The 11587-nt window shown below is 69.9% G+C and carries 12 protein-coding genes; 7 read left to right on the top strand and 5 right to left on the bottom strand.

The annotated features are described in order from the left end of the window. Positions 1-15: 15 nt before the first annotated feature. A complete protein-coding gene (locus GV015_RS00530; RefSeq protein ID WP_064295666.1) occupies positions 16-276 on the bottom strand; it encodes a DUF6458 family protein in 261 nt (86 codons plus the stop codon). 108 nt (positions 277-384) lie between these two features. Here GV015_RS00530 and GV015_RS00525 point away from each other — a divergent pair, with 108 nt between their 5' ends. Beyond that, a complete protein-coding gene (locus GV015_RS00525) occupies positions 385-1056 on the top strand; it encodes a metalloregulator ArsR/SmtB family transcription factor (protein WP_159875823.1) in 672 nt (223 codons plus the stop codon). A 42-nt stretch (positions 1057-1098) separates the two neighbouring features. On the opposite strand, the gene GV015_RS00520 is transcribed toward GV015_RS00525, so the two are convergent. After that, positions 1099-1797, bottom strand: a complete 699-nt coding sequence (locus GV015_RS00520) for a M15 family metallopeptidase (protein ID WP_201299323.1) — start codon at positions 1795-1797, stop codon at positions 1099-1101. 196 nt (positions 1798-1993) lie between these two features. On the opposite strand from GV015_RS00520, the gene GV015_RS00515 reads away from it, so the two are divergent. Together GV015_RS00515 and GV015_RS00510 are read left to right on the top strand one after the other, a co-directional pair. Then, on the top strand, positions 1994-2719 hold the full coding sequence (locus GV015_RS00515) for a response regulator transcription factor (protein WP_159875821.1): 726 nt from the start codon (positions 1994-1996) through the stop codon (positions 2717-2719). Further along, positions 2716-3870 (top strand): HAMP domain-containing sensor histidine kinase, encoded by a 1155-nt coding sequence (locus GV015_RS00510; RefSeq protein ID WP_201299322.1) that lies wholly within the window; start codon positions 2716-2718, stop codon positions 3868-3870. Before GV015_RS00515 ends, GV015_RS00510 begins: the two co-directional genes overlap by 4 nt. Before the next feature lie 79 nt (positions 3871-3949). Here GV015_RS00510 and GV015_RS00505 read toward each other — a convergent pair whose 3' ends face one another. From GV015_RS00505 to GV015_RS00495, 3 genes are all read right to left on the bottom strand, one after another. Continuing rightward, positions 3950-4402, bottom strand: a complete 453-nt coding sequence (locus GV015_RS00505) for a hypothetical protein (RefSeq protein ID WP_159875819.1) — start codon at positions 4400-4402, stop codon at positions 3950-3952. 184 nt (positions 4403-4586) lie between these two features. After that, positions 4587-5654: a hypothetical protein gene (locus GV015_RS00500; protein WP_159875817.1), complete on the bottom strand. Its 1068-nt coding sequence runs from the start codon at positions 5652-5654 to the stop codon at positions 4587-4589. Positions 5655-5747: 93 nt separating this feature from the next. Beyond that, positions 5748-6419: a FadR/GntR family transcriptional regulator gene (locus GV015_RS00495; protein WP_064295672.1), complete on the bottom strand. Its 672-nt coding sequence runs from the start codon at positions 6417-6419 to the stop codon at positions 5748-5750. 280 nt (positions 6420-6699) lie between these two features. Here GV015_RS00495 and GV015_RS00490 point away from each other — a divergent pair, with 280 nt between their 5' ends. The 4 genes from GV015_RS00490 to GV015_RS00475 are packed head-to-tail and all read left to right on the top strand — an operon-like array spanning position 6700 to position 11562. Further along, positions 6700-7734, top strand: coding sequence for a sugar ABC transporter substrate-binding protein (locus tag GV015_RS00490; RefSeq protein ID WP_079706592.1), 1035 nt, complete (start codon positions 6700-6702; stop codon positions 7732-7734). Continuing rightward, complete coding sequence (locus GV015_RS00485; RefSeq protein ID WP_159875815.1) at positions 7731-9449, top strand: sugar ABC transporter ATP-binding protein; 1719 nt, start codon at positions 7731-7733, stop codon at positions 9447-9449. Before GV015_RS00490 ends, GV015_RS00485 begins: the two co-directional genes overlap by 4 nt. Next, positions 9446-10474, top strand: coding sequence for an ABC transporter permease (locus GV015_RS00480; RefSeq protein WP_159875813.1), 1029 nt, complete (start codon positions 9446-9448; stop codon positions 10472-10474). The genes GV015_RS00485 and GV015_RS00480 overlap by 4 nt, the downstream gene beginning before the upstream one ends. Then, positions 10471-11562: an ABC transporter permease gene (locus GV015_RS00475; RefSeq protein WP_159875811.1), complete on the top strand. Its 1092-nt coding sequence runs from the start codon at positions 10471-10473 to the stop codon at positions 11560-11562. Before GV015_RS00480 ends, GV015_RS00475 begins: the two co-directional genes overlap by 4 nt. Positions 11563-11587: the final 25 nt, after the last annotated feature.

Below are 11587 nucleotides of genomic sequence, written 5' to 3'. Positions count from 1 at the left end.
CGGCCGGTCCGGTCGTCAGAGGACAGGGCCGTCGTTGTCGGTCGTGCTGCGGCGGGTGACGCGTTCGCCGCTACCGGGGTCCACGGCGGAGCGCGTGGTCGAGGAGACCTGTCGACGGCGGAGCACGAGCACGAGCGAGATGAGGAACACCACGGCGCCGGCGGCCATGAGGATGTACCCGATGAGCGTGAGGTCCACAGCGGGGACGTCGACATTCACGGCGAAGGCGAGGATGGCGCCGATGACGATCAGGGCGATTCCGGTTCCGAGACCCATGAGTAGCTCCTCTTCTGGACGACCGTGAGTTCGAGCGGATCGCTCAAGGGGTGTTCACGGACGACTCAGCCTATTATTGAGTCAATCACGGTTGAGTCAACGGGGGTTGTGTCGGTGGAGTCGCTGGCGGTAAGGGCGTCCAAGTTCGCTGCTCTCTCGGAGCCGGCGCGGCTGCGCATCGTGGACCTTCTCGCGCTCGGCGACCTCTCACCGACCGAGATCCAGCTCGCCCTCGGGATGGGGTCGAACCTCGTCTCCCATCACCTGAGCGTCCTCCAGCGAGCGGGGATCCTCTCGCGGTCGCGATCCGAGTCCGATGGACGCCGCAACTACGTGCGGCTCGTCCCGGGGGCGTTCGACCGCCTCGCGCCCGAACCGATCAGCGCCCCGGCGCGGGTCGTCTTCGTCTGCACGGCGAACTCGGCGCGGTCGCAGATGGCGGAGGCGCTCTGGCAGGACCGCAGCGATGTCCCCGTCGCATCGGCGGGCAGCCGGCCGGCGAGCGAGGTCAACCCGGGCGCCGTCCGGGCGGCGGCACGCCATGGCGTCCGGATCCGCCCGAGCGTTCCACGCGCAACGGCGGAGGTCCTCCGGCACGGCGACTTCGTCATCACCGTGTGCAACCGGGCGCACGAGGAGCTCGGCGGGCTGGACGACCTGCACTGGTCGATCCCCGACCCTGCCGTGCCCGCGACCGACGAGGCGTTCGACGAAGCGTTCCGGGACATCCGCCTGCGCGTCGACGAGTTCGTCAGCCGGCTGGCACCGGTCGCCGGATAGGACCGGGGCGCCCGGCGGTGGCAGCTGGTCGCGGCACCGACCTCATCCGGCGTCGGGCAGGAGTTCCGGGCACTCGCCGCCGGGGACAGTGGCCAACTCGAAGTGCCAGATCTCGTTCGCGTAGGTCTGGCAGAGGCCGTAGTCGGCGCCGTGCTCGATGAGCCAGTAGTCGGCGTCCGTCGCACCGATGTCGACTGCCGCCCCGCGCGTGTGCGAGGACCCGTCGGGCGTGGCCACGTACTGCCGGGCGGCCGCCTCGCTGCCGTACTGGAGGATCGCCTCGTCGAGCAGGTGCTGCTGGTACGCCGTGCTCCGCCAACCGGAGCTCACGTACAGCGCGATGTCGTCCTGCGCCGCTGCGTCGGTCGCCTGCTGGACGGCCTCCAGGAGGTCCGCATCGAGGTTCGCGATGGCCGGGAGATCGGTGTCGTAGGCCGAGCACCGGTTCTCCTCCAACACGCCGTCGTCGGATCCGAACGCGCCATCCGTCGTGGTCGTGGTTCCGTCACCCGCGTCTCCGGACGGTCGCTCGGCCAGTGCGGAGATCCCGCGGGTGATGGTCGGCGCGACGCCCGTGCACGCGGCCAGGGCGATCGCGGCGGTGAGGGCGACGGCCGTGGCGGCGAGGATGACGACGGCTCGGCCGGAGCCTCGGCGGGCGACGGTGCTCCGTCGGCCCGGGTGCCGGTGCGGCTGCTGCTGGTGCTGGTGCTGGTGCTGCTGCTGCATGTCGTGCTGCATGGTTCCTCCTCGGTCGGTCGTCGGTGTTCGGCACGCGACGACCAGGCCCCAGTCCAGCTCGACGGCGGTTGCGCGGGCGTCGGACGATCATCAGACGGTTCCGAAACACGGTGCCGCCTACGATCGACACGACGCCCATCGCGGGCGCCGGAGCGACGCCTTCGACGCGTCGTCCGTCCCGAACACCGGAGGTCCCATGCGTGTCCTGATCGCCGAGGACGAGCAGTACCTCGCCGAGAGCATCCTCGAGGGCCTGCAGCACGAGGGGCTCGCCGCCGACCTCGTGTTCGACGGCGACACCGCGCTCGAGCGGCTCGCCGTCAACGCCTACGACGTCGTGGTGCTCGACCGCGACCTCCCTGGCACGCACGGCGACGACGTCTGTCGCTGGATCATCGCCCAGGAACTGCCCTGCCGGGTGCTCATGCTCACCGCGGCCGCCGACCTCGACGACAAGGAGAGCGGCTTCGAGATCGGCGCCGACGACTACCTGACCAAGCCGTTCGAGCTGCGCGAGCTCGTCCTCCGGCTCCGTTCACTGGCGCGTCGACCCAAAGCGTCGCTCCCACCCGTCCTCGAGTACGCCGGTGTGCGGCTCGACCCGTTCCGCCGCGAGGTGTACCGCAACGGCCGCTACGTGCGTCTGGCGAAGAAGCAGTTCGCGGTGCTGGAGATCCTGCTCGCGGCCAAGGGTGGCGTCGTGAGTGCCGAAGAGCTCCTCGAGCGCGCCTGGGATGAGCACGCCGACCAGTTCACGAACGCCGTGCGGGTGACGATGTCCACACTCCGGAAGGTGCTCGGCGAGCCGTGGATCATCCACACCGTGCCGGCCGTCGGCTACCGGGTCCTGCCGCCAGGTGAGGCTCCCGCCGAGACGAGCGGCGCGGACGCCGACGACGAGGACGACGAGGTGGGCGCATGACCGCCGCTCCGGCCGACGGTGACAACGCCCGGCCGACGTGGATGACCGCCCGCGTCAAACTCACCGCGACCTACGCGGCCTTCACCGTCGTGACGGGACTCATCGCGCTCATCGTCATCAACGTCATCATCTGGCGGTTCCCCAGCTATCCGCTCGCGCCCGCCGCCGACAGTCGACAGATCTCCGCCATCACCCGCGGCGAGATCCGCGATTCGCTCATCAACTACTCGATGCTCGCACTCATCGCGATGGCCGTGATCGGCACCGGCGTCGGCTGGATCGTCGCCGGACGGGTCCTGCGGCCGCTGCGGGACCTCAACGCGGCCGTGCGCGCGGCGGCGGAGGGTTCGCTCGACCACCGCATCGCGATGACCGGTCGCCGCGACGAGTTCCGCGAGCTCGCCGACCGCTTCGACGACATGCTCGCGCGCCTCGAGCAGTCCTTCCTGACGCAGAAGCGGTTCGCGGCCAACGCCTCGCACGAACTGCGGACACCGCTCGCGACGATGAAGATGCTCATCGAGGTCGCCCAGGCCGACCCGGAGGGCCGCGACGTCGACCGCGCGTTGCGACGGCTGCACGAGACGAACGAGCGGGGGATCGCGATCGTCGAGGCGCTCCTGCAGCTGAACCAGCTCGATCGCCGACCGCTCGAGTCCTCGCCCGTCGACCTTGCGGCGGTGGCTCGCGACGCGTCGCAGTTCATCTCGCCGGAGGCCGCGGACGCCGGGGTCACGATCTCGTCGACGCTCCGGAGCGCATCCGTGCGCGGCAACCGCGTGCTCCTCCAGCAACTGTTGACGAACCTGCTGTCGAACGCCGTGCGCTACAACAGCGGTCCGGACGGCTGGGTCTCGGTGTGGGTCGGACCCGACCCGCAGGCGCCGGGACGCGCCGTCGTCGTGGTCAGCAACTCGGGGCCGCTGCTCGACGAGGCTGAGGTGGCGCGGTTCGTGGAGCCGTTCGACCGGCGGGACGCCCGGATGGCGCGGGCTGCCGGTCGCGATCGGGGGAACGGTCTCGGGCTGACCCTGGGGGCCCGCATCGTGGAGCTGCACGGTGGGTCGCTGCGGCTCGCGCCGCTGCCGGCGGGTGGACTCGAAGTGATGGTGCTGTTGCCGGCTCACGACGCCGACCCGGCCGGAGCCTGACCGCGGAACGACAGGACACGGAACGACGGAACGGCCGACCGATCACAGGATCGGTCGGCCGTTCCGTCTGGTGCGGAGGTCACTGCACGGCGCAGGCCCTGGCCTCATCGAACAGGTCCTCCGGCAGGTCCCACACCCCGTTCGCATCCGGGTCCGGGACGTCGAACCCCTGGTCGCGCAGGCATTGGGCGCGGAGCCTGAGCTCGTCGGAGATCTCGGCCTTGCTGGGCTGATCGGGGTTCGTGGGCGGCGGGCCGAGTTCCTCGGCGCAGGCGTCGTAGGCCGTGTTCATCGCCTCGCCACCGTCGAGGGTGATCGCGGTGCCGGGTTCCGGGTCCTCGACGTCGAACCCCTGGTCGCGCAGGCAGCCGGCGAGGGAGATGGTGTAGTCGTCGAACGCCTCGGCGTAGGAGTCGGCGGTCGACGGCGAACCACCGGTCGACGGGGCTTCCGCGGATCCGGAGCAAGCGGTGAGCCCGAGCATGAGGGCGAGGACGGGGACGGCGAAGCCGATGGCTGTGGGTCGGCGCATGGGTGGTCCTTTCTGACGGGCGACCGGTGTCGGTCACCCAGCCATCCCATCAACCGGCCTGTTCCGTCCTCGTCTCCCGATCACCAGACGTTCCCAACACCCTCCCCTGCCCGCGAACTGTCACAAACCGCTAGTCCCGCCCCTCCGGACTAGCAGCAAGTGACAGTTCGCGGGCAGGGGAGGGTCAGTTCATGCGTGTGACGATCCAGACGATCAGTGTTCCGACGACGAAGGCGATGGGGATCCACGTCCCGGAGCGTCGCAACCTGCGGCCGGGCGGAGCGACGCCCGGCGGCGGGGTGAGCAGTCCGATCGCGGGTGGGCCGGCCTGAGCGCCGGGTGCCAGCGGGTGCTCCGGAGCTCCGGACGTCTGCGGCTGCAAGCGGTCGTCCCGCCACCGGGCCCACTGGTCCAACTTCGTCATCAGGGCGTCGATGACGCTGAACAGCCAGGCCCAGGTGTCGGGGTCGAGCGTCGACACCTCCCGTTTCGTGTAGAGGAACAGCCAGTCGTCGATGATCTCGACGTCGAGCTCGGCGGCGTGGTCGATGAACCGCGCCATGATGTCCGGCGTGAACAGATAGAGCGCGTCGCGTTCGTAGCCTTCGGGGCAGTAGAGCGTGAAGTGCCGGTCGAAGTCCCCTTCCAGGGAGAGTCGCTGGGCCCGTTGGAACGCTGCCGGGAGGTTCGAGCCGAACCCGTTGTTGCCGATCGCATCGAGCACGATGTTCGGCAGGGGGACGTCGAGCTTCACCGCGACGTATCCCCAGTGGTGGGTCGTCGAACGCTTCCCGTGACGGACCGTGTACCGGTAGTTGCCGAACTCCACGGCGCGGGCACGACCACCCCGCAGCACGTCGGTCGACTGCCGCGACGATCCGATCCCGAAGATCATGCCGGGGAACGGCGGGTGGCTGAGGTCTGCGGTGTAGGTCATCCCGTTGGCCGCGGCGAACTGGGAGAGACGGAAGCGCTTGATGCGCCTCGTCCGCCAGGAGAGGACCGCGACCACTGCGACGGCGGCGGCCGCGAGGAGTCCGATCCCGAGCAGCGGTGTCGGGCCGGAGCCGCCCCGTGAGGGCGTGGGCAGCGTTCCCAACAGGACGAACCCGCCGACGGTGACCACGACGATCCCCGCGATCAGGCCGATGAGCAGCCGGGCGGACGGCGCGCGATGGTACGAGGGCGCCTTCGCCATGGCGTCACGGTCGATGGGGTCGATGAGCGCTCGGGTGTCGATCGTGCCGTCCATCCCCTCACGCTACCTGCCCGCGAACTGTCACCAACTGCTAGTTGGAGCGGCCAGGACTAGCAGCAAGTGACAGTTCGCGGGCAGGGGGAGGGGTTACATCGAGCGGCGGAGCCAGCTTTCGACACCGGAGACATGGACCGTGACCAGCGCGCGGGTGAGTTCGGTGTCGCGCTTCTCGAGGGCGTCGACGATCGCGTGGTGCTCCTGCAGGGTGCGGGCGACGGCCTTCTCCTCGGTGAGGCCGCGCCAGATGCGGGCCCGGACCGTCTTGCTGCCGAGCGCGGCGAGCAGACTCGCGAGGTAGGCGTTGCCGCTCAGCTCGATCACGCGGGCGTGGAACTGCAGGTCGTGCGCGACGAGGTCCTCGACCGTCGTGGACTCGTCGACCTCATCGACCATGCTGCGCAGCTCGGCGATCCGCTCGTCGTCGAGGTGCTGGATCGCCATCACCGACGCGGAGGGTTCGAGGATGCGGCGCACCTCGAACATCTCGATGAGGGAGGCGTCGGCGTGCATGTCGATGACGAACGACATCGCCTCGTGCAGCAGGCTCGGTTCCAGCGTCGTGACGTAGGTGCCGTCGCCGCGACGGACGTCGAGCACGCGGATGAGCTCCAGCGCCTTCACCGCCTCGCGGAGGGAACTGCGGGAGAGCCCAAGGGTCTCGCTGAGCTCCTTCTCCGGAGGGAGGCGCTGGCCGGGTGTGAGGTCGCCGGCGACGATCATCGCCTGGATCCGCGCGATCGCCTCGTCCGTGACTGCCATGCGACCCCCTGCTCGAGCGAGACGGTCACGTGGAACACCGCCTCGCGCCATGATACATCCGACGTTTCCACGGGCCGCACCCCGACCAGGCTCCACGCACCGCCGACATCGGGCACCTTGTGTTACGTCAGGTTGAGCGCCCTCTCGCGGCCCGTCCGATCACTCCCTACTGTTGCTGCAACCCGACGTCCCGGTGCGCCCCGACCGCTCCGACAGCGGATGTCGGCACGCTCCACCACCCCCTGCACCGTCCCGCACCCCACCGTCATCTGGAGTCCCCATGCGTCGTCGATCGCGCCTCGCGCTGTCTCTTGTCACCCTGGCCGTCGTGGCCGGCCTCGCCACCGGCTGTTCCCTCAAGCAGTCCTCGTCCAGCGAGTCGACGAGCGGCGCCGCTGCCAGCTCGGCCGCCTCCGACGTCGACGTCCCCTCGCTCAAGGGCAAGACCGTCGGCGTCGCCGCCAAGGACGTCGTCCGCGACTTCGGCCGCCTCACCTACCAGGGTGTGCAGGACCGCCTGGAGGAGCTCGGCGCCAAGGTCGTCGCCACCCAGGCCGACGCACAGGACGACAAGCACCTGGCCAACGTCGAGAACCTCGTCTCGCAGAAGGTCGACGCGATCGTCGTCATCCTCGGTGACGCGACCACCCTCGCCCCGGCCTTGCAGCAGGCGAAGGACGCCGACATCCCGGTCTTCACGATCGACCACGCCAGCGAGAACTCGGTGAACAACATCGGTTCCGACAACTGGCAGATCGGCTCCACCCTCGCCCGCACCCTCGCCGAGGACATCGGCGGGAAGGGCAAGGTGCTCGTCTTCAACGGCTTCTACGACGTCACCCCCTGCCAGATCCGCTACGACGAGTTCAAGCTCGTGCTGAAGAACTACCCGAACATCGAGATCATCGAGCCCGAGCTGCAGGACATCTACGAGGGCACCATCGAGGACGCCAAGCAGAAGACGAACGACGCGCTCACCCGCTACCCCAAGGGCGAGATCTCGGCCGTGTGGTCGTGCTGGGACCTCCCGGCGATCGGTGCCTCCCAGGCCATCGACGCGGCGGGCCGCGACGAGATCAAGGTCTACGGCGTCGACGCCGAGCCCGGAGCGCTCGACCTCATCCAGGACCCCGACTCGGTGTACCAGTTCACGGTCGCGCAGCAGCCGACCCTGTTCGGGACGACGAGCGCGAACAACGTCGCCCTGTACCTCGGCGGCAAGCAGGACGAGGTGCCGCTGAGCACCTACCTCGACGCCGTGTTCATCGACAAGGCGAACGTCGCCGACGAGCGCAAGCGACTCGGCCTGGAATGACGCACGACACCTCGATCGACGGTCAGGCCGCCCAGCGCTCGCTGGGCGGTCGGCCCGGTGCCGCCACGGCCGAAGCCTCGGCTCCCGCCGTGAGTATGCGTGGCATCGCGAAGGACTTCGGCGGCGTCCGGGTGCTGGACGACGTCGACCTCGAGGTGTACCCCGGCGAGGTCGTCGCGCTCGTCGGCGAGAACGGCGCGGGCAAGTCGACGCTCATCAAGATCCTCACCGGCCTCTACACGGCGAGCGAGGGCACCATCGAGATCGACGGTGAACCGGTCGTCATCCGCAACCCGGGCGACGCCGAACGCCTCGGTGTCCGCGTCATCCACCAGGACCGCCACCTGGCCGGTCGCCTCACGGTCGCGGAGCAGCTGTTCCTCGGCTCGCGCTCCGCGTTCCTCACCGGCCGGCAGCTCGACCGGCGCGCCGAGCGGGAGCTGCTCGACCTCGTCGGGCTGGACGTGCCGGGCAAGACCCTCGTCGACGAGCTGAGTGTCGCCGAGCAGCAACTCCTGCAGCTCGCGATCGCGACGATCACGCGCCCACGGGTCCTCGTGCTCGACGAGCCCACCGCGCCGCTCGCCGCCGGCGACGTCGAGCGGCTGTTCCGCACCGTCCGGACCCTGCAGAGCCAGGGTGTCGCCGTCATCTACATCTCCCACTACCTGCAGGAGGTGCGCGACATCGCGTCCCGCGTCGTGGTCCTCCGGAACGGTGAACGCGTCGGTGCCCTCGACCTCGCCGATCCCGACGCGACCCTCGACGCCATCGTCCAGCTCATGGTGGGGCGGAGCGTCGAGGAGTTCGGCGACCGCGAACGGATCGTCGCCGACGCCGTCGCCGAACCGGTCCTCGCGATCGACGGCCTGACGGTCGCGGAACGGCTGCGCGGCGTCTCGATCGCCGTCCGTCCGGGCGAGATCGTGGGCGTCACGGGGCTCGTCGGATCGGGCCTCGAGGAACTGGCCGACGCAGTCACCGGGCTCCGGGCGCACGGCGGAACCGTGCGGGTCGGCCAGGCGACGATCCGCTCGCCGCGCGCCTTCGTCCGGGCGGGTGGGGCGTACGTGCCGGCGAACCGCCACCGGGACGGCATCCTGAACCGTCAGTCCGTCCGCGAGAACCTCACGCTCGCCGCGCTCGACCGCATCACCGGGCTCGGCGGGATACTGCGTGGCCGACGCGAGCGGGAGATCGCCGCAGACCTCGTCACGAGGCTCGACGTCCGGCCCGCGAACGACACCGCGGTGGCCGGGAGCCTCTCCGGCGGCAATCAGCAGAAGGTCGTACTCGGTCGATGGCTCGCGGCCGGATCGACATTGTTCGTACTCGACCAGCCGACCTCCGGCGTCGACATCGGGTCGCGTCAACAGATCTACGCGGAGATCGACGCGCTCGTCGCGCAGGGCGCCGGCGTCCTGCTCGTGAGCGTCGACCTCGAGGAACTGATCGGCCTCGCCGACCGCGTCCTCGTGCTGTACCGCGGGACGATCCGGACCGAGCTGCCCCGATCGCAGGCGACCGCCGACACGATCCTCGCCTGGTCGACGGGCGCCGCCGAGGTCGCGTCAACGCCGCCGGCCCCCTCGGTCCCGCCGGTCCCTGAGCTTGTCGAAGGGCCCACGTCGTCGACACAGGCTGATCCCCCGAGGTCTGCCCCGTCGGCAGACCCTGGAGGCGGCACTCTGCCCACCCGAGGAGCTTCCGCATGACCGCCCTCTCCGCTCCACCCGTCGCGCCCGGTCAGGCGCCGTCGGCCGCAGCCGAATCCGCGACCAAACGTCGTCGCCCGGTCTCCCGGCTGGGACTCATCGGCTACGCGATCGTCGTCATCGAGGTCGTCGTCTTCGCGGTCGCCTCGCCCGGCTTCCTCGACCCGGCCAACCTCGCGACGATCCTCACCCAGTCGGCGGTCTACGCGATCGCGGCCTTCGGACTGTCCATCGTCGTCGTCACGGGCGGTGAGGACGTCGTCCGCGGCGGCATCGACCTCTCCATCGGCGCCGTCCTCGGCTTCTCCGGTGCCCTCGTCGCGGTGCTCCTGCAGGCCGAGCTCGGTCTGCCGCTCGCGCTGCTCATCGGGCTCGGAGCCGCGGCGGTCATCGGGCTCGTGAACGGTCTTGTCGTCGTCGCCGGGATCCGCCCGCTCCTCGTCACCCTCGCGATGATGAGCATCGTCACGAGTCTCACGATCGTCATCACGAACAACGTGAAGGTGCCGGTCTCCGACGCCGGGCTGGTCTGGTTGCGGAGCGGACACGTCGTCGGTGTCCCTGCGGCGGTCGTCGTGCTGCTCCTCGTCTTCGCGGTCGCCGCCTTCGCCACCGGGCGCACCAGCTGGGGCGTGAAGAACGCCGCGGTCGGGCAGAATCCGACGGCCGCCCGGGTGGCCGGGATCGCCGTCAACCGCCACATCGTCGTCAGCTACGTCCTCGCGGCGGTCCTCGCCGGGATCGCGGGCGTCCTCATGACCAGTCGGTTGTCCGCTGCCCTGCCGGGGATCGGCGAGCAGTCGCTCATCGACATCCTCCTCGCGACGTTCCTGTCCATCGCGTTCTCCCGTCGGCTCGTCGTCACGATCACGGGGACCCTGTTCAGTGCCGTGTTCGTCGCGATCCTCACCAATGGCTTCAGTCAGCTCGGCGTCCCGAGCCAGTGGATCGGCATCACCAAGGGTGTGCTGATCCTGCTGGTCCTCGCGGTCGCCGCGATCCGCGAACGGAGCGTCAAGCGATGAGTGTCGACACGCGCACGCAGTCCTCCACCACCACCGGCGTCTCCGTCCCGAAGGCCGGGTCGGCTGGAACAGGAGGCGGCGATGACCAGCGTCCCGGCGGCCCGCTCTCGAGGCTGACGGTCCGTGGCCTCGGTGCCGCGGTGCCGCAGGCGCTCGCCCCCGCCGTGCTGGCCGTGCTGCTCATCGTGTTCGCGGTGCTGTCGCCGTCGTTCCTGACCGCCGACAACCTGCTCGGGGTGCTCAACCAGAACGCGCTCCTCCTGCTCGCGGCCGTCGCGATGACGGTCGTCGTCCGCGCAGGCGGTATCGACCTCTCGATCGGTGTCGCCATCGACCTCGCTGCGCTCACCGCGTCGGCGCTCCTGGCCGACGACTACGTGGCCTGGGTGGCGATCGTCGGCGGTCTGGTCGTCGGCCTGCTCGTCGGGGCCGTGAACGCGTTCCTCATCGTGGTGCTGCGCATCCGACCGTTCCTCGCGACGCTGAGCGTCTGGTTCATCGGTGGTGGCGTGCAGCAGGTCGCGACCGACGGCGGGTCGCCCATCTACCTGTCGCGGAGCAGTGTGCCGGACGAGTTCGCTTGGCTGGGTGCCGGAACCGTACTCGGTGTCGCGGCGCCGATCGTCGTCGCCGTGCTCGTGCTGATCATCGTCTGGGCTGCGCTCGAACGGAGTCGCTGGGGTCGGGTGCTGACCGCGGCAGGTGAGCAGCCGACGGCGACCCGGATCTCCGGTCGGCTGGCGGGGACGTCGATGGCGACCGCCTTCATCTTCGCTGCCGGGATCGCGGCCATCGCCGGGCTGATCCTGGCCTCGCGGAGCCAGGGCTTCGTCGCGAACAGCGGGCAGCTCTACGTGCTGGACTCCATCGGCGCGGTGTTCATCGGGACGACGCTGAGTCGGACGGGGCGGCCGAACCTCTTCGGGACGCTCGTCGGCGTGCTCATCTTCGCGCTGCTGACGAACGGGATGAACCTCATCGGGCTGTCCTTCTACTGGCAGGGTCTCGCCCGCGGTGTCGTGCTCATCCTGATCCTGCTGCTCGGTGTCCTCCTGGCGCGCGACCGCGCCCGCAAACCCCTCACCTGACGTCCATCCGAGTCTGGTGGTGCGG

Source organism: Plantibacter sp. T3 (assembly GCF_902506515.1).
Classification (GTDB): Bacteria; Actinomycetota; Actinomycetes; order Actinomycetales; family Microbacteriaceae; genus Plantibacter; species Plantibacter auratus.
This window is presented reverse-complemented; position numbering and strand designations above follow the sequence as displayed.